The sequence below is a fragment of the Longirhabdus pacifica genome (assembly GCF_004115085.1).
Lineage (GTDB): Bacteria > Bacillota > Bacilli > Paenibacillales > DSM-105158 > Longirhabdus > Longirhabdus pacifica.
Genome location: NZ_QXJP01000007.1, coordinates 124892 through 141146, shown reverse-complemented (window position 1 = coordinate 141146; position 16255 = coordinate 124892). Strand labels below are relative to the sequence as shown.

Genomic DNA, 16255 nt, shown 5'->3' with positions numbered 1-16255 from the left:
TGAACAGTTCGTTGTCTTATTTGCTGTTCGTTTTCACATGTCATCATGCTAATACAGATGTCATCTGTTATAAATCTAATTCTTTAACTACATCAACTTTAATTTCATCATCATAGAGAGGGAAGAAATATGTTATCAGGAAAGCATCTGTTGTGGATTGTTTTAATGACAATAGGAGGATTGTTTGCTGCTTATGTTACGGGATTACCACTAGCTGTTGGTTTTTCTTTAGGTCTACTATTGCTTAGTTTTTATGCCTTAAGAGGTGGAATGCAGGGAAGAGAGCTTTTTCCTACGATGGTCAAAGGCGCTTTGCAAACAAAAGAAGTAGTATATATTTTATTACTTGTAGGATTGCTTATTCCTGCATGGACAGCAAGTGGCACCATTCCTTATATGATTCATACGCTGTTATCTTTTATCGATCCATCATATTTTTTAGTTTGCAGTTTTATTTTATCAGCAGTCATTGCGATGACACTTGGTACATCAACAGGAGCTTTAAGTAGTTGTATCCCGCTAATTGGCTTGGGTGTGTTGTTAGAAGTTCCGATTGCCTATACAGCAGGTGCACTGGTTTCAGGGGCGTTTGTTGGTGATCGTACGTCTCCTTTGTCAAGCGCTTTTAAACTTGTTGCTGCTTCAACGGGAACTAATGCGCAAAGTCAATATAAAGCGATGTGGCCAACGACCATTGCCGCGCTTGTCATAAGTGTTTTGTTTTATTTTATTTTAGATGTTTCTCATGATTGGGGTAGCGGCATTACACCAAGTGTTACAGATGAGTACGCCTCATACTTTACTTGGTCTCCGCTGTTACTGATACCACCAATCCTTTTAATAGGGTCTATTGTACTTCGCCTAGGTGTACTTTATGCTTTTATTTTTTCTATTCTTTCTAGTGTGATATTAGGAGCATACCTACAAGATATAAGTATAATACAATGGCTCTCTTATTTAGTCAGTGGTTATCAGGAAGGGGTTTTTCCCGAGTTAGAGAGCAAGGGATTAAAAGATATGTTATGGTTAGTGGTTCTTATTTCGTTAGCAGGTGCATTTATTAGTATTCTGGAATATACGAAAGCCATTGAAAAATATATACGTAAATTTATCGGATCTTCTCGCAGCATGCTTTCTTCTACTTGGAGAATTATGTTGTTTGGAACGGGTTTGAATGTGGTGTCTTGTACGCAAACGTTACCGATTATGATGAGTGGAAGAATGGTGCTTCCCATTTGGAAAGAAAAGTTTGAGGCTCCACAATTAGCTCGTGTAGTAGCGGACACCAGTCAGGTTATTGCAGGATTAGTACCCTGGAATATGTTAGCTATATTATGTGGCATGATTTTGGGTGTTCCTGTCGTGCAATTTATTCCTTTTGCTATATTTTTATGGATTTTACCTATCCTTACTTTGATCGTATCTTGGTATTATGATAAGCGCAAACTAGGAGTAAGCAACAGTATAAAAGGGGTAACGATGAAATCGAATTAACAATAATATTGAATAATGGAAGCTAATTGTCTCTTTGGTCTTTCTCCAACCCACTTTCTAATTGGTTCACCTCTGTCATATAAGATGATGGTTGGGAAGTTGATTGCATTCATTTTTCTTGTGTACGGCGTTTTCTTTTTGATTTCCAAATAAGCAAATACGATGTTGGGCTTTAGTTCTTCATTTAATTCTTTTATTGCTTTTTTCATTTGAACGCAATGATCACAAGTCGGTTTTAAAATGGCTAGTAACACATGATCGTATTTGTTGACTAAACTTTCAATGTGCTCTTCTTTTACTTTCATGATTTTCATTGTGCATTCTCCTCTATTAGTGGATTGCAATGTTACACGTGTCATGCTTATTGTGTTCATATTCCCGTAAGGAAGCACCACCTCAATGGATGAGGTGGTGTATTTTTTAATGACTAACAACAGATAGAATGTTCAAAATTAGGGGGATGAAATATGATATTCGGGTCATTGTCATTTGGTGAGGGATTATTGAGTTAAGGAGTGATGACAAGCAAAGCAGCAAAGTAATGTATGCATGATGTTAAATATCTATAATAGCCATCGTACAGCGGGATACACAAACTAACTTCTCTTCTTCATCTACAATTTTTATATCCCAAACCATCGTTTTTCTTCCTCTATGAAGTGTTTTTGCAATCGCTTTCACTTTTGAGCCTACTTTTTTAGCGCGAAGATGGTTGGCGTTGATTTCTAATCCAACACAATTTTGTTTCTCTTGATCGATTAAATGATACGTACCAATACTTGCAACAGATTCTGCTAAAGCTACAGAAGCCCCACCATGGAGAATACCGAATGGTTGTATGGTTCTTTTATCCACCGGCATCGTTGCTACAACCCCTTCTTCATTGAGTTGAATAATTTCAATGCCAAGATGATGAACGAGTGTATCATCAAAATTTAAAATTTCTGACATATTATAAAGTCCTCCTTATGTAAGTGTACATTTGCAATTTAAATTAACGATTAGTTTTATTTTAGCATAATTCGCATGCCTAAGTGGATTGGCAGACTAAAAAAATAATACTATCTTCATTTAAATAGCAACTAATTCCAGTGTATATTTTTTTAGTTATGACATATAATAAGAACATAAGTTCTTAAAACATTTGTTCTTATATACTGAATGAGGTGATAAGGTGTATTTACAAAAATATGTAGGTGATACCGTTGCTCTTATTTATATAAATCGTGATAAGGAAATTTCTCATCGTTATATCCGCATTAAGGCCATTAAAGAGAATGGCACATGGATTCAAGCTTATTGTTATAGAGCCAAGGGACCTAGAACATTTCAAATTCGTAATATATTAGCATGGCAACCTGCGAAATATCAATGCATAAAGTAAAGGAGAATCGTATGAATGAACAATAAACTGACTGTAGGTGAAAATCTTCGCTGGGAAGCTTCGCGAATGATGCTACCAGAGCATAGAGAAGCGCTGTTACAGCAGCAGCGAAAAGGTAAAGTGAAAAAAAGACCAGAAGTTTGTGAAGAAGAGCAGGAACAGATCGGTATTGCACTGTATGAATCGATGTGGACGGGTAAAGAAGTGACGTTGACGCTATTTCAGGAGCTAGGGGATGATACCGTGTTGGAAGGGGTAGTGATGAAGATTAATGCTACCACTCGTCTTATTCACATGAAATGCATCGAAGAAATAGAGTGCATTCATTTTCAAGAAATTATACAGATTCATTGACTTATTACTGAATAGTGATTATAATTTATATTGCTATAAAATTGATCTGATAGCTCAGCAGGGAGAGCGCCATCTTGACAGGGTGGAGGTCGCAGGTTCGAACCCTGCTCAGATCATACTTCTATTATAAGTTGGAAGCCTTGGTGTACAAGGCTTTTTTTGTGTTTTATTTTATTGAATTAGTCGCTAATATTAAATTTATTAAATTGGTGCTATTTTGGTGCCCAATCGAGAATTTGTATTCTGATCACTAGATATACGTACAATCATTTCTATTACATTCAACATATAGTAAGCAAGCTGTTGTTAAACATAGAGAAGGTGAAGAAGTGATTAGAAAAAGAAAATTCAAAAAAGTATGTAGCAAAATAGCAACTATACTAGGGTGGACTAACTTGGGAGTGACAGCAGGTTTTTGTGATGTTGCTACTTCTAATCCTTTTCCATTAACCATATCTGGTCGAAGAGCAACAGGGGCTCCAGTTACCGATACTTCTTTTTTAAACATTGGTAAACCAGATAGAACAGGAAGATCACTCATTATTGGAAGGATAGCTTCATCCGATAGAGATTTAAATAGAATAATTAGTAGGCTTCAAAAACAGAACATTCCTATTTCCACTGTTAGTGCGCCTTTCATATTTGTGAGACCTGGACTCAATTATGTTCGCATAGAAGCACTAGACAGACCATTAGATTTTGCCAAAAGACTCCGTAGGGCGTTAAACAGGAATGGAGAGCAAGTAATTTCTAAACCGTCACGTCGATGCCATCGTCTTGCAAACATAATAGGTGGAGATAGTTTAGGTTTAATTAATGGTTTTTGTAACGTCATTAAAACTCAAAATAAACCACTAACGATTTTAGGACGAGATGCAACAAATGCTTTCAATGCTACTACTATCGTTTTAAATGCAGGAAGGCCAGATAAAAACAATAAGTCATTGAATTTAGGGCGAATTCCTGTGCTTGCAAGGAATACATCCAAACTCGTAAGAGCTTTACGGAAGAGAAATATTACGATTGGATCCATCATAACTCCATATAAAACTGCTAGACCTAACTTGCAACATGTAAATATACAATCTGTTGAAAACGCCTTCGTATTCGCGAGAAAAATTGCAGAAGTGATACGCATACAAAAGTTGCATTAAGACTTTCATTCACCGTAAAAATCTTGCTAATTTAATGAAATGAAATAAAGTAGGATCTAGAAGCTAAGTAGCTTCTTTTTTTATAACTGAATTTTTATGTTAACCATATAAAAAAGGTGAGTTGTATTTATTGTACTTTGGATCAATATATTGCAGAAAGAAGTATACATAAGCTAACCCAAGTGAGCTACAAATGTTAATAATTTAACAAATAAAATTATAACTAGGAATAAAGTGACAATATAGTGATATGACAATAATGACTTGAATTATATAATAAGGGTATTTATACTAAAAATATGGTATAAATTTTAAATTATCATAAATTTTTATAGAAAAAGGAGAAGGATGAAGATGAAAAAAATAGTAGTAGGGTTAGTATGTTTATGTATGATGCTGGGCTTTACATTACCAGCGGAGGCTAAGACTGGTTATTATACAATAAATAAAGCTGAAGTAACATATAATAACCAAAAGGTACAACTTGAAGCTCGATTTATTTATTTTACAGATGGTAGTTCTCAGGTAAGAAGTGGCATGAACCCTGATGATTACGCCGCAGATCCTGGTTATGATTTTAGTGTATCTGTACAAGGCTATAATGCATCAAATAATTTGGTTTACAGTAGGTTTGACGATGAGAATTACAATAGACGTTATTATTGGTTTGATAGTGATAATCATACCAGAAGCATTGAATATTTTAAATTTACTTTTACTATTTTCCCTAATGATGGAAGTGGATACCCAACTACAACAAAAGTATTATATTTATATAATATAGATGAAGTCGTTGAATATGTAGATTCATGGCCTGCCAATTAGAAGAGCTACCCTGATATGAGAACTGTAATCGTTAAATAAAGATACTTATCGGCTCAAACGTGTGACAGGTGACAAAGTCAATATGAATGTATAGACTATATAAAATTTACAATTTGAAAATAACAAGAAAAAGACTAAGGTTTAAAAGCCGGTATCGCCTCCTAGATGCTTTCACTTTTAGGGCAACCACCACCTTGGTCTTTTTTGTATCTACAAGACTTAATTTACGAAATGTAAACATAAAGTCCTGGAAAATTTTCAGTTGATAATCAATCATTAAAATGTTGTCTGACCTTAAGAATCGATGCTCCAAGCCAGTACTAAGCTATCTTTTCCACCGTGTACACCGATGGTAGGACTTAATGGGCCAACAAGAATATGAAGATCTTTGTACATATTTAATATATGCTGCTTTAGTTTATTGGCTTCCTCTAACGCATCTGCATGCAATATTTGAATGTTACTGATTTGGAAACGATCCCTGGCCGAAGAAAACTGTTCTAAGATAGCTGCTACAGCTCTTTTTTTCGTCCTCAACTTCCCGAATATGTGTACTTTTCCTTCTAACACTTGCAATACCGGATATATTTTTAATAAACTTCCTATCATCCGTTGAAAACTATTGATTCGCCCACCTTTTTGTAACTGTTTTAAATTTCCTACAATAATGTAGTTATTCATATTTTGATGCTCAGAACGAAGCACTTCAGCAATTTCTTTAATCGATAATCCTTGTTTGTGTAATTTCATCCCTTTCATAATCATCAGGGTAATCGGATAAGAAAGAATTTTTGAATCCACTACTTCAATCGGGAAATCTGTCATTTTTGCGGCAATACAACTAGACTGATAAGTTCCACTAAATTCACTAGATAAATGAATAGAAATAATAGCGTCATAATCTTGCTGTAACTTCTCATACATTTGTATAAAAGCAGCAAGGGGAGGTTGAGATGTTTTTGGAATTTCACTTGATTTTTCGATCATATCGTAGATTTGCTCATTGGAAATATCTACTCCGTCTTGATATGATGTTTGATCAAAAATAATGGTTAAAGGAATTACGTATATATCTTTATGATCTAATAAGTCCTCAGGAATATAGGCGGAGCTATCCGTAACCCAGGCAATCTTTGTCATTTGTACTTTCTCCTCTCTACTAGATGCAGCGTCATCAAGTAACATAAACTAATTTTACTTTATCATGAACATAAAAATTATACAATACCTGAAAAAAACTGTACAACAGTTATACAAATATGTATAATAAAATCTAACAAATATAATGAAGGAGTGAATGGTATTGCTTTCTTTTCTTTTAATCGCTTTTTTATGTGTTCTTCTATATATGACTGTATTTTGGTTGATTGCACAATGGAAGAATGACCTTTCTGTTGTAGATATCGCATGGGGTGGTGGATTTGTAGTCATTGCAACCGCTTTACTTTTTACAGCAGCAGATTATCATATTAGGCAAATCGTTGTGACTGTTTTGGTAGCGATTTGGGGGTTGCGTCTATTAGGTTACTTGTATTTACGCAACAGAGGTACGGGTGAAGACTATCGTTATACAGCGATGAGGAAGCGTTGGTTAGCTAAAGGTAAGAGTGTAAAGTTAACAAGTTACGTAAGAGTGTATTTAGGACAGGGTATTATTATGACTATTTTAGCATATCCCATCATTGCCGTACACGCTTGGGATGAAGGAACTGCTTTAGGAGTGTTGGATTATGTAGGTATTGCACTTTGGATAACCGGATTTTTGTTTGAAATGATAGGGGATGCACAGCTTGCTGCATTCAAGAAAAATCCAGCGAATAAAGGTAAAATCATGACAACAGGTCTTTGGAAATATACGCGTCATCCTAACTATTTTGGCGAAGCATTATTATGGTGGGGGGTATTCGTCATCGTCATTAGTGTTCCTTCAGGATGGAGTGCCATTTTTGCACCAGCTGCACTGACATTTTTATTAATTAAAGTATCTGGAGTAAGACTGCTTGAGAAAAAAGCAATGCAAAAACCTGAATTCAGAGCTTATGCAAAAAGAACAAGTGTGTTTATTCCTTGGTTCCCTAAGAAAGAGAAAGGTACACCCACACCATTAGATGTATAATGGAACAATGTATGTGAAACGTTACGAGTAAATGAAGTAGTATGATCTCACTAGATTTAACAACATAATGAGAAAGAGAGATGGACCACATGTATAGCATGAAGGTCGTTTCTGAAAAAGTGGGCATACCTGCCATGACATTACGTGCTTGGGAAAGGCGCTACGGACTTGCGCCTTCTAGCCGAACAAGTGGCGGGCACCGCTTATATTCAGATGAAGATATAGAAAAGTTAGTTTGGCTTAAAACACAAATGGATAAAAAGGGAATAACGATATCGCAAGCGATTCATTTACTGCAGCAATCGGGAGGGTTGCATGAATCATTATCTGAGGAATCAAGCACAACCTCTCATCAGTATGAAGAACTTGGCAATCGACTGTACGAGGCTTTAATTCATTTTAATATTGCTGAAGCAAACGATGTAGTAGAGTTTGCATACTCTTTGTATCATTTTGAACGTGTGTTTCATCAATTATTTTTGCCAGTTGCCTATCGGATTGGGGATGAATGGGAAAAAGGTAAAGTCAACATAATGCAGGAACACTTTGCCACCCAGTTTCTGTTGCAACGTGTATACAAGTTGATTGATTTATTTACTCCAAAACCGAATGGTGCGCGTATGATTGCTTTGTGCCCAGAAGGAGAAACACACCAATTAGGACTGTTGTTCTTTGTATTATTTCTAAGGAAAAAAGGAGCTCATGTCTTATATCTTGGGCCAGATACTCCAATGAAAGAACTTCATTCTCTATTAAAGGTGGAGGAAATTCATTGTATATGTGTATCCCTTTCTAAATCAGAATCATTGAACAAGGTTGCTCATGCAATTAAAGATATTTATCAACAGTTTCCTCATTTGCAATTTGCTCTTGGGGGAAAAGGGTTTAGAAATGCTAAAGATTCGCAATTGGAACATTGGATTCTGAGAGACGATTTACCGTATTGGGAGCAGTGGTTTAATGAACGCTTTGAGAACATGGATGCATCGCTTGATATTAAATTTAACGATAAGAGGTAAGGTAGGGTGATGTAAGCCTTATCATGCCTTTCTGAGAAAGATATGATCCAAAATCAATATTAGTTTTTACACTTTCACCATGCTATCATGAAGATGATAGGAGGTGTAAGAAACTAATGGAAAGACAACTTTTACATGTCGATCAAGATTTTGATAAAGCAATGAATGATCAAAACAGGGTGGAAATTTGCAGATATGGAATGACCGTTGATTACGGAGGGAAAATAGAAAAACACGATGAAGAGTTTGTAAAAATTAATAATCAGTACTACCCAAAAACTTCTTACGAATTTATTGTTCGCTAAGAAGTTTTTTGTTTTATATATATTAAATAAAGAAATAATGAGATATAAGTTTGCGCCTCAGTAGCCAGGCGTAAAGGTCTTGATATAGAAATTTCAATGATTTTACATGACAAGCTACTACCTACAGAGAGGAAGCGCCTTTATGTATAAGCCTCATGTTGTGTTGTATCTCACCCTTGTTGTTTTTTTCTTTTTTGTATCTCACAACGTTCATGCTGTGCCCATGTATTTAAATGAATCCAGTACCAATCATACTCATAAAGCCAACAAAGCTTACCCATCGCCTCAGGTTTTTATTGATGTTGGACATGGTGGAGTTGATGGCGGTGCTGTTTATCGTCATTTTCAGGAAAAACATATTAACCTTCAAGTAAGTAAAAAACTATATGATCAACTAAGTAGCAACGGGTATGATGTTATATTGAATAGAGATGGTGATTATGCACTAAGCGAAGACAATCAGTGGCTTCGCATACCTTCCAGACATCGAAAAGATTTAGCGCAGCGTAAGGAGTTAGCTAATCACATCAACCCGCAAATGGTTTTAAGTATTCACGTCAATATTTCACAATCTAAGGCTTCTGGACCGATCGTTTTATATCAAAAAAAAGGGAAAACACTGCAAAGCTACCGTTTAGCAGTGCTTATTCAGCATCAATTAAACGATGTGTATGATAAACAAAGACGCACGGTTGTCGGTAAACCGTATTATATTTTAAATTACGTTCAAGCTCCTGCCGTCATTATAGAACTCGGCTTTATTAGTAGTGAACACGATCGACGATGGTTAACGACTGATAAAGGGCAAAGCCAATTAAGTGATGCGATAGTAATGGCAGTAGAACAGTATTTCATATTATATGAGTAATAATATGAGTAGCGAGAATCGTAATCTGGTTTATCACATAGGGTGCCTCATGATATAATATAGAAAAGAGATAAAAACATGGGAGTGGACTAGTGTAGATGGTAAAACAGCATATATTTTTTGATTTAGATGACACCTTGGTACATTGCAACAAATATTATAGGGAAATTCTTCACACATTTACAGAAGAACTAGATAAGCTCATTCCTGAGTCTTCATTTAAAAAGCAAGATGTTTTAGACAAACAGTTACAAATCGACATGGAAGGTATTCATCAAGTAGGTTTAACAAAGGAAGGTTTCCCTGAATCGCTTGTGAACACCTATGTTTATTTCGCAGAGCAACATGGTGAGGACGTTTGTCATCGTAGAAAAAAGATGTTCCATGAACTAGGATATTCTATTTATGACCGTCAAATAGAGCCTTATCCGCAAATGGCACAGTCATTAGAACAACTGCAAAACGAAGGTCACCATTTGTATTTGTATACGGGTGGAGACGAAGAAGTTCAAAAAAATAAAATCAATCAACTACAATTGGGCTCTTATTTTCAGGACCGGGTTTACGTTACAAAACATAAAACGTATGAAGTTTTTGATGCTATTTTAAATCGGAACCAAGTCAGTAGAAATCACACATGGATGATCGGTAACTCTGAACGTACCGATATTATGCCTGCACTAAAAGCAAACGTACATGCTATTCATATTCCAGCAGAAAAAGAGTGGGAATATAACAAGTTTAACATTGACCACTTAAAACAGAATAGGTTTTATCAATCTCAAAACTTGCGTCAGGCAGTGTCCATTATTACAGAACATACAACAGGAGCTCATCGACCAGCATCAATCTCTTCGTAAACGGGAGGTGTGATTATGTATATCGATGCAAAGTATGTTGTCCATACTCATCCCATCATTTATCATCCTATTACTCCTCAGAGGCGTATATCAAAAGTTACTCCGATATTTCCATATAATCGTAAACAGCGAAATGTAGATGAAGAGCAGCAAAAGCAACAGGATGCTCTATTCAAAAAAACGCTAGGCAATTATGTGGACTACAGCGTATAGTCTTATACAGTTAATGCAAATTCACAAATTTCTTTTCACTAAAATAGTCAATAATCCAAGCCGAACTCCACGTTGCACATATGATATAAAAGAACACGGTAATATACTAGATAGGAGGAGGCTTGGATAAGTGAATCAAATTTACCCGATTTCATACAGTGGTTGTCAACCTCATATAGGAAGACCTGTATGTGCTGTGCTGCAAGATGGGCGCTATGTATACGGTACATTAAATGAAATAAATCAAACTGGACTATACATCTCTCAAGGATTTGGTGGGCCAGGGAGAATATCTACTAATGCAAAAAGGGCAAAAAAACAACTTTCTCAGATGAATAGAAAAGCAAAAGGGAAGGCGACGATATCCACATACGGAGGATATGGCGGATACGGCGGTTATGGTGGTTACGGAGGATATGGTGGATACGGGGGATATGGTTATCCTGGTAGAGCGTTTTTTTCATTCGCAGCTTTAGCACTGCTTTTCGCAGTACCTTTCTTATTCTTCATTTAAAATAGGATGGTATACTCCAAAAAAATGAAGCCTTCTAGTGGATAATGTGAACCATCACTAAAAGGCTTTTTTTATAGTATTTTATATCATTTTACTTTTCCACTAAAGCGGATTGTATGTTAGAAACGGTAATTTGTCGATGAGAATCGTTCCAAGCTGCTTCTTGATTTTCTAATAATATGACTTGTGGAGATTCATGCTTCACATCCAAATCAGCAGCAATTTGATTGGATACTTCTCTGGTTTCGATGACTTTTACTAATGTATACTGTACATGAGTTGGAGGGTTCTCTGATAGAAATTGCTCATACTCCTTTAGTGCTTGGGCACTAATAGGACACGCCGTACTATGTTTAAATACAATGGTAGAGTGTTCTTTGGAATCTTGTAAAACTTGTTCCCATTGTTCTTTACTTGTGATTTCTTTCCACATGGCTAATGGTTCCTCCTTATTGAATGTTGCGTATATAATCACAAATTGTATCATATTTCCTTTTATAATTCTACTTTGAAGTAGCGGACAGTTGCATGAAGCAGAGCAAGCGTAATACAATGAAAAGGTAATAGAGAAATGTTCTCAATCGTTCATGTCTTTTTACATACATATTTTTATACATAAAGGAGGGAACCGATTTGGAAAAGATGGATGTATCTCCAGATTCCATTGTTCAAGTGAATTATAAGAGTGGGGTATATGTTGCGAAGTTAGTGGAAAAAAGAGAAAGTACTGCTATTGTAGAAATATTGGCCGTATTAGAGCATCCTAAGCAAGGAGACTTACATCATCAGTACGAAACAGACGTAGCGATGTTTCACCAGAGAAAAGCACTTGCCTATTTAGAGAAAGCACGAGTGGCTAATGCACAAATAAAAAAATACATGGGACAAATACCTTCATATGATGTTTCTCTTCAGGCAGCTTTGCAAAAAGAGATCGCCAGTATGGAACACCTAGTGAAATGGGCACAAATGTCATTACATCATTTAAGTGATTTGCAAAAACAATATTGAGGTGAAACCAGTGAATATACTTTCTATCGAGCCTACACCGAGTCCGAATACGATGAAATTAAATATGGATGAATCGGTTTCAAAAGCTAGAACGTATACAACAGAACATATAGATAAAGCTCCTTCATACATTACGAAGTTACTTCATATTGAGGGAGTGAAGAGTGTTTTTCAAACAGCAGATTTTATTGCAGTGGATCGTGTGGCCAATGCAGATTGGTTGTCCATCCTTAATCAAATAAAACAAATTTTTGGAGAGCAAGATGGTGGAGAGCAAAGCGACGCACAAATGACAGATGATTTCGGTGAAGTCCATGTATATGTGCAAACGTTCCGCAAAATACCGATGCAAATTCGTGTCAAAACGGAAATGGAAGAAGTAAGAGAGTCTCTTGCACCAAGATTTGTAGATGCAGCGATGAATGCAGGTATGGCTTCCCCTAATTTAATCAAGGAAAGAACACTGGAAGACTATGGCGTTCGCTATGGTGAATTGAAAGAAATTGCATCAGAAGTGTTGGAAGAACTAGAAGCTGCTTATGATGATGAGCGTTTAACTGCATTGCAAACACAAGCTCAAAAAATAAAGCCAGGGGAAGAAATCAACATCATAACAAAACATATGAGTGTCGATGAGGTATTGCACATTTTCCAAGACACAGATTGGAGAAAACGATACGCAGCACTGGAGCAAATGGAACCTACATTAGAAAACAGAACCGTGATAGAGAAAGCACTTGCGGATGAAAAAATGACCGTCAGAAGATTAGCGGTTGTTTATCTTGGAGAAATTGGTGGTAAAGTGGTACTGCCTTTATTATATAAAGCGCTACAAGATCGCTCTGCTGTAGTAAGGAGAACAGCTGGAGACACACTTTCTGATATTGCAGATCCAGACGCTATAAAACCGATGGCAGCTTGTTTGTCGGATGATAATAAATTAGTGCGTTGGCGTGCTGCTAGGTATTTATATGAAGTAGGAGATGAGACCGCATTAGATGCGCTGAAAAAAGCACAGCATGATTCGGAATTCGAAGTGAAATTACAAATACAGATGGCCATCCAAAGAATTGAAAGTGGAGAAAAAGCTGCAGGTACAGTGTGGCAGCAAATGACGAGAGTAAGACAAGGTCATGATGAAAACGAATAGATAAAAAGTGGTGGGATAATGACAGAAATCATACAAGTAAAAACAGAAGAAGCATTGAATGAGTGCTTACATATTCGAAAAGAAGTGTTCGTAAAAGAACAACATGTAGCATTAGATTTAGAAATCGACGAATATGATCAGCTTGGACAAGCTCATCATATTTTACTTCAACAGGGTGGTGAATCTGTTGGTACCGGTCGTTTGATCTCCTATAAAGATGCTTCTACCGCAAAGCTACAACGCATTGCGATATTACAATCGTGGAGAGGAAGCGGGAAAGGCAAAGTTCTATTAGTTGGCTTAGAGGAACTTGCAAAAGATTTAGGTTACACTGCAGCAATATTAGATGCACAGTGTCAGGCAAGGACATTTTATGAAAAACTAGGGTACGTAGCAGTTAGTGAAGAAGTGTTTCTCGATGCGAATATCGAACATATACGTATGCAAAAATCTTTAGTCTAATAACATTAGTGTGATACCGAATCTTTTTCATGTTTTTGGGTAACATTAATACTCTTAATCATGTAAAAGGAGATGGATTTATCTTGCAAAATAGAGAAACATTTTCCGCAGTTAGAAAAAATGCAGATGGGGACATTGTTGCATTCCAAACGTCTGGCGGAAGACACTTAGATTATGAGCAGGCACTGCAGGAAGTAAACAACGGCAATGTGCTTGGGGCGAATGTATTTAAAGGGAAAAACGGTCTGATGTATATTCGAGGTAATGCGGACGGAGACCCGACAAATAATTTGGATAACCTCCCATTGTTTTAAACGAAAGTTTGCATTTGTATTGCAATGTATATAAAGATGAGTAATATTCCTATATGTTAGAAATATAGGTGTGTTATTCATCTTTTTTTGTTTCTTTACTGTATTTACAATATAAATTTTATTTGGAGACGCAACAAATGCGTCATACTGGAGTATAAACTTATAAATAATGCGCGATAGTGGAGGAAGATATAATGAAAAAAGTATTTGGTGTGATGTTGATACTTGGATTGGTTGGTGCAGCTTCTGTTTATGCGGTGGATACCTTGCAATCTATCAATGTAAAACCAATTGAAGTAAATTTAAATGGCGATGATTATGACGGATGGATTTATGAGAATAATACGTACGTAAAATTACGCGACATTCAAAATAGCACGAACGGTGTAACAGATTGGAATCAGCAAGAAGAGAAGTCTTATCTATACAACCCGAATGTGCATATCACATTACAAAATGCATCAGATAAGCTTCCATTTGGTGATGTTTACAAAGGAAATTACGAATTTATTATCAATACGCATATAGATAGTGTACAATTATCTCTAGATAGTGTAAAAGCCACCATTGAAAATCCAAGTGGCACTGTCGTCTTTGAGAAGGAAGAGCAGGTATCTAATCTCGGTGCAGGAGTGAAAGGGAGCATGTGGTTCAACATCTCCAACATTTCTTTGTCTTTTGAAGAAACAGGGAAATATGCTGTTAATATCTATATGAAAAAGGCAGGTGATGATGAATATTACTTAGTTTCTCAACGTATTGTTCATTCTGTAGAAAAGTAACAAACTGTTTGGGGGGATTTAATGTATAATGTACAAACGAATGAAAATGAATGTATAATGGTCTCTATTCCAGATCAAAAAGGGAATGTAGTGCAATTTTTTATTGCAGAAGTATTCAAATTTAACGGAAACTATTATGCTGTCTTACTAGAAGAAGAAAATATTGAAGCTGGAGCTATGTTACTTCGTATTGAGAAAAAGCCTGAGGGAGAATTATTAGTGGAAGTGACTGATGAGACGGAGTGGAGTGGAGTATCAGAAAAATATTTTCAACTCGCATCTGAATCTTCTCGTCATTAACACATGAATATAACTTACTCGCATCTTCATATTTACAAAGAAAGCAAATGCAAAAATCGCCTCTGCATACGTCAGAGGCGATTTTATTTTAAACCATTCTATTTTCTAGGATTATAGTATAAAATTCTTCCATTGAATAAATGTAGTTCTGCTTTTAGTTTTTTGCCGAGATGTTTGCAAATTTCATTTGCTTTTGCTTTATCCCCGTGCGTACTTCCTTTTGGCAATACGACATGAATGTAATGTTGTAAAGAAGTCTCTTCTTCATTATGACTTTCGCTTTCGGTTTCAGTATCTTTCTTTAATTGTTCTGAACCAATACCTAATAATATGCTGTAGTATTGATCGTTTTTACCGCGCAAATAAAACCAATCTTCCCCGCCTTCAGGGCTAGTTTCAAATGTATAAGGAAATGAAGCGTTTTCATAACTCCAACCCAATTGTTTTCCAGTGGTCACTAATTGATTTTGATAATGTTCTAGTAAGTCTCGCAATTCATTTATACTTACAGATGAAACAGAAGATCCTTTAACCAATTTAATATAAGCGCTTTGACTCATGATCCCACCTACCTTTTTACTTCTTCCTACCATATAATAGCATGATCATACATCGGTGACAATTCAAATCTTATTTTTGCACCTTTTGTCTTCTTTATGACAATCACAACGTAACAGTAGTAGGACATATTCATTCATGATATAATATCTTTATACAAAGACACGCATTGCATTATTCTCTTTATAACTTTGTAAGCTAAAGGAGGAGTGTTATGTTTGATCGGTTATATACTTTAAATGAAAATTGTCAGGTGCACTTTGTAGGATTTGCTTCAGAAGTTGCTAGATACGATATTGCTATCGTCTTTACAGAACAATTTTTTGGAAAGCCGCTAGTGGTATGTATGCAAACAGGCAAGTCTGCGCTCCTTAGTGCCGAGGATTTATCCAATGTAGATTATTTACAAAAAACGTTTAATACGCAAACGAAACAAGAAGCAAAGGAATTATCTATTTTGTTGCAAAAACGTCTACCAATGATAGAATTTCAAGATCAATATTAATGGTACAGTCATATGATAAAGCAGCAATACATGTTATCTACAGAAACATGTATTGCTGCTTTATTTT

At 35.9% G+C, this 16255-nt stretch carries 24 protein-coding genes and 1 tRNA gene; 20 read left to right on the top strand and 5 right to left on the bottom strand.

Annotated elements, in window-relative coordinates; all coding sequences use genetic code 11:
- Positions 1 to 129: 129 nt before the first annotated feature.
- A complete protein-coding gene (locus D1Z92_RS07655; protein WP_128895072.1) occupies positions 130 to 1494 on the top strand; it encodes a Na+/H+ antiporter NhaC family protein in 1365 nt (454 codons plus the stop codon).
- Here D1Z92_RS07655 and D1Z92_RS07650 read toward each other — a convergent pair.
- On the bottom strand, positions 1491 to 1808 hold the full coding sequence (locus D1Z92_RS07650; protein ID WP_164931503.1) for a thioredoxin family protein: 318 nt from the start codon (positions 1806 to 1808) through the stop codon (positions 1491 to 1493). The two genes, D1Z92_RS07655 and D1Z92_RS07650, sit on opposite strands and share 4 nt — an antisense overlap.
- Before the next feature lie 241 nt (positions 1809 to 2049).
- Complete coding sequence (locus D1Z92_RS07645; RefSeq protein ID WP_128895070.1) at positions 2050 to 2445, bottom strand: hotdog fold thioesterase; 396 nt, start codon at positions 2443 to 2445, stop codon at positions 2050 to 2052.
- Between the two features lie 223 nt (positions 2446 to 2668).
- Between D1Z92_RS07645 and D1Z92_RS07640 the strand changes: the two genes are divergently transcribed.
- The 5 genes from D1Z92_RS07640 to D1Z92_RS07620 all read left to right on the top strand — a co-directional run bounded on the left by D1Z92_RS07640 (position 2669) and on the right by D1Z92_RS07620 (position 5211).
- Positions 2669 to 2878: a hypothetical protein gene (locus D1Z92_RS07640; protein WP_128895069.1), complete on the top strand. Its 210-nt coding sequence runs from the start codon at positions 2669 to 2671 to the stop codon at positions 2876 to 2878.
- Positions 2879 to 2893: 15 nt separating this feature from the next.
- Entirely contained in the window at positions 2894 to 3232 is a 339-nt protein-coding gene (locus D1Z92_RS07635; RefSeq protein WP_128895068.1) for a YolD-like family protein, read from the top strand.
- Positions 3233 to 3275: 43 nt separating this feature from the next.
- Positions 3276 to 3348: transfer RNA gene (locus D1Z92_RS07630), tRNA-Val, on the top strand.
- A 213-nt stretch (positions 3349 to 3561) separates the two neighbouring features.
- Positions 3562 to 4386 carry a DUF1259 domain-containing protein gene (locus tag D1Z92_RS07625; RefSeq protein WP_128895067.1) on the top strand — a complete coding sequence of 275 codons (825 nt, stop codon included), beginning with the start codon at positions 3562 to 3564 and terminating at the stop codon, positions 4384 to 4386.
- 354 nt (positions 4387 to 4740) lie between these two features.
- Positions 4741 to 5211, top strand: a complete 471-nt coding sequence (locus D1Z92_RS07620) for a hypothetical protein (protein WP_128895066.1) — start codon at positions 4741 to 4743, stop codon at positions 5209 to 5211.
- A gap of 294 nt (positions 5212 to 5505) precedes the next feature.
- On the opposite strand, the gene D1Z92_RS07615 is transcribed toward D1Z92_RS07620, so the two are convergent.
- Positions 5506 to 6351, bottom strand: a complete 846-nt coding sequence (locus tag D1Z92_RS07615) for a DegV family protein (RefSeq protein ID WP_164931502.1) — start codon at positions 6349 to 6351, stop codon at positions 5506 to 5508.
- Positions 6352 to 6514: 163 nt separating this feature from the next.
- Here D1Z92_RS07615 and D1Z92_RS07610 point away from each other — a divergent pair, with 163 nt between their 5' ends.
- The 7 genes from D1Z92_RS07610 to D1Z92_RS07580 all read left to right on the top strand — a co-directional run bounded on the left by D1Z92_RS07610 (position 6515) and on the right by D1Z92_RS07580 (position 11106).
- Positions 6515 to 7327 (top strand): DUF1295 domain-containing protein, encoded by an 813-nt coding sequence (locus D1Z92_RS07610; protein ID WP_164931501.1) that lies wholly within the window; start codon positions 6515 to 6517, stop codon positions 7325 to 7327.
- An 89-nt stretch (positions 7328 to 7416) separates the two neighbouring features.
- Entirely contained in the window at positions 7417 to 8346 is a 930-nt protein-coding gene (locus D1Z92_RS07605) for a MerR family transcriptional regulator (RefSeq protein WP_164931500.1), read from the top strand.
- Between the two features lie 116 nt (positions 8347 to 8462).
- On the top strand, positions 8463 to 8651 hold the full coding sequence (locus D1Z92_RS07600; RefSeq protein WP_128895062.1) for a hypothetical protein: 189 nt from the start codon (positions 8463 to 8465) through the stop codon (positions 8649 to 8651).
- Between the two features lie 142 nt (positions 8652 to 8793).
- Entirely contained in the window at positions 8794 to 9519 is a 726-nt protein-coding gene (locus tag D1Z92_RS07595) for an N-acetylmuramoyl-L-alanine amidase family protein (RefSeq protein ID WP_164931499.1), read from the top strand.
- A gap of 98 nt (positions 9520 to 9617) precedes the next feature.
- Positions 9618 to 10379, top strand: a complete 762-nt coding sequence (locus D1Z92_RS07590) for an HAD family hydrolase (RefSeq protein WP_128895060.1) — start codon at positions 9618 to 9620, stop codon at positions 10377 to 10379.
- Positions 10380 to 10394: 15 nt separating this feature from the next.
- Entirely contained in the window at positions 10395 to 10592 is a 198-nt protein-coding gene (locus tag D1Z92_RS07585) for a hypothetical protein (RefSeq protein ID WP_128895059.1), read from the top strand.
- Between the two features lie 130 nt (positions 10593 to 10722).
- Positions 10723 to 11106, top strand: coding sequence for a hypothetical protein (locus D1Z92_RS07580; protein WP_128895058.1), 384 nt, complete (start codon positions 10723 to 10725; stop codon positions 11104 to 11106).
- A 91-nt stretch (positions 11107 to 11197) separates the two neighbouring features.
- On the opposite strand, the gene ytxJ is transcribed toward D1Z92_RS07580, so the two are convergent.
- A complete protein-coding gene (gene ytxJ / locus D1Z92_RS07575; RefSeq protein WP_240666610.1) occupies positions 11198 to 11539 on the bottom strand; it encodes a bacillithiol system redox-active protein YtxJ in 342 nt (113 codons plus the stop codon).
- Between the two features lie 209 nt (positions 11540 to 11748).
- On the opposite strand from ytxJ, the gene kapB reads away from it, so the two are divergent.
- From kapB to D1Z92_RS07545, 6 genes are all read left to right on the top strand, one after another.
- Entirely contained in the window at positions 11749 to 12117 is a 369-nt protein-coding gene (kapB, locus tag D1Z92_RS07570) for a sporulation phosphorelay system protein KapB (protein WP_240666617.1), read from the top strand.
- Positions 12118 to 12127: 10 nt separating this feature from the next.
- Positions 12128 to 13267 (top strand): virulence factor, encoded by a 1140-nt coding sequence (locus D1Z92_RS07565; protein ID WP_128895055.1) that lies wholly within the window; start codon positions 12128 to 12130, stop codon positions 13265 to 13267.
- An 18-nt stretch (positions 13268 to 13285) separates the two neighbouring features.
- The gene (locus tag D1Z92_RS07560) at positions 13286 to 13729 is read left to right on the top strand and encodes a GNAT family N-acetyltransferase (RefSeq protein WP_128895054.1); all 444 of its coding nucleotides are present in this window, start codon (positions 13286 to 13288) and stop codon (positions 13727 to 13729) included.
- Between the two features lie 83 nt (positions 13730 to 13812).
- Positions 13813 to 14043 (top strand): DUF3892 domain-containing protein, encoded by a 231-nt coding sequence (locus D1Z92_RS07555; RefSeq protein ID WP_240666609.1) that lies wholly within the window; start codon positions 13813 to 13815, stop codon positions 14041 to 14043.
- A 194-nt stretch (positions 14044 to 14237) separates the two neighbouring features.
- On the top strand, positions 14238 to 14825 hold the full coding sequence (locus tag D1Z92_RS07550; protein ID WP_128895052.1) for a hypothetical protein: 588 nt from the start codon (positions 14238 to 14240) through the stop codon (positions 14823 to 14825).
- A 21-nt stretch (positions 14826 to 14846) separates the two neighbouring features.
- A complete protein-coding gene (locus D1Z92_RS07545) occupies positions 14847 to 15125 on the top strand; it encodes a DUF1292 domain-containing protein (RefSeq protein ID WP_128895051.1) in 279 nt (92 codons plus the stop codon).
- 98 nt (positions 15126 to 15223) lie between these two features.
- Here the strand turns inward: D1Z92_RS07545 and D1Z92_RS07540 are convergent, their stop codons facing one another.
- Positions 15224 to 15685 carry a DUF1885 family protein gene (locus tag D1Z92_RS07540; protein ID WP_128895050.1) on the bottom strand — a complete coding sequence of 154 codons (462 nt, stop codon included), beginning with the start codon at positions 15683 to 15685 and terminating at the stop codon, positions 15224 to 15226.
- Positions 15686 to 15897: 212 nt separating this feature from the next.
- Here D1Z92_RS07540 and D1Z92_RS07535 point away from each other — a divergent pair, with 212 nt between their 5' ends.
- Entirely contained in the window at positions 15898 to 16188 is a 291-nt protein-coding gene (locus tag D1Z92_RS07535) for a DUF3055 domain-containing protein (RefSeq protein WP_128895049.1), read from the top strand.
- The last annotated feature ends 67 nt before the right edge of the window (positions 16189 to 16255 follow it).

Excerpts from the sequence above, each read along its gene's own strand:
- D1Z92_RS07645 (WP_128895070.1), bottom strand. The coding sequence starts at position 2,445 with ATGTCAGAAATTTTAAATTTTGATGATACACTCGTTCATCATCTTGGC.
- D1Z92_RS07650 (WP_164931503.1), bottom strand. The coding sequence starts at position 1,808 with ATGAAAATCATGAAAGTAAAAGAAGAGCACATTGAAAGTTTAGTCAAC.
- kapB (WP_240666617.1), top strand. The coding sequence starts at position 11,749 with ATGGATGTATCTCCAGATTCCATTGTTCAAGTGAATTATAAGAGTGGG.
- D1Z92_RS07595 (WP_164931499.1), top strand. The coding sequence starts at position 8,794 with ATGTATAAGCCTCATGTTGTGTTGTATCTCACCCTTGTTGTTTTTTTC.
- D1Z92_RS07535 (WP_128895049.1), top strand. The coding sequence starts at position 15,898 with ATGTTTGATCGGTTATATACTTTAAATGAAAATTGTCAGGTGCACTTT.
- D1Z92_RS07545 (WP_128895051.1), top strand. The coding sequence starts at position 14,847 with ATGTATAATGTACAAACGAATGAAAATGAATGTATAATGGTCTCTATT.
- D1Z92_RS07585 (WP_128895059.1), top strand. The coding sequence starts at position 10,395 with ATGTATATCGATGCAAAGTATGTTGTCCATACTCATCCCATCATTTAT.
- D1Z92_RS07600 (WP_128895062.1), top strand. The coding sequence starts at position 8,463 with ATGGAAAGACAACTTTTACATGTCGATCAAGATTTTGATAAAGCAATG.
- ytxJ (WP_240666610.1), bottom strand. The coding sequence starts at position 11,539 with ATGTGGAAAGAAATCACAAGTAAAGAACAATGGGAACAAGTTTTACAA.
- D1Z92_RS07560 (WP_128895054.1), top strand. The coding sequence starts at position 13,286 with ATGACAGAAATCATACAAGTAAAAACAGAAGAAGCATTGAATGAGTGC.
- D1Z92_RS07615 (WP_164931502.1), bottom strand. The coding sequence starts at position 6,351 with ATGACAAAGATTGCCTGGGTTACGGATAGCTCCGCCTATATTCCTGAG.
- D1Z92_RS07540 (WP_128895050.1), bottom strand. The coding sequence starts at position 15,685 with ATGAGTCAAAGCGCTTATATTAAATTGGTTAAAGGATCTTCTGTTTCA.
- D1Z92_RS07605 (WP_164931500.1), top strand. The coding sequence starts at position 7,417 with ATGTATAGCATGAAGGTCGTTTCTGAAAAAGTGGGCATACCTGCCATG.
- D1Z92_RS07655 (WP_128895072.1), top strand. The coding sequence starts at position 130 with ATGTTATCAGGAAAGCATCTGTTGTGGATTGTTTTAATGACAATAGGA.
- D1Z92_RS07550 (WP_128895052.1), top strand. The coding sequence starts at position 14,238 with ATGAAAAAAGTATTTGGTGTGATGTTGATACTTGGATTGGTTGGTGCA.
- D1Z92_RS07635 (WP_128895068.1), top strand. The coding sequence starts at position 2,894 with ATGAACAATAAACTGACTGTAGGTGAAAATCTTCGCTGGGAAGCTTCG.
- D1Z92_RS07620 (WP_128895066.1), top strand. The coding sequence starts at position 4,741 with ATGAAAAAAATAGTAGTAGGGTTAGTATGTTTATGTATGATGCTGGGC.
- D1Z92_RS07590 (WP_128895060.1), top strand. The coding sequence starts at position 9,618 with ATGGTAAAACAGCATATATTTTTTGATTTAGATGACACCTTGGTACAT.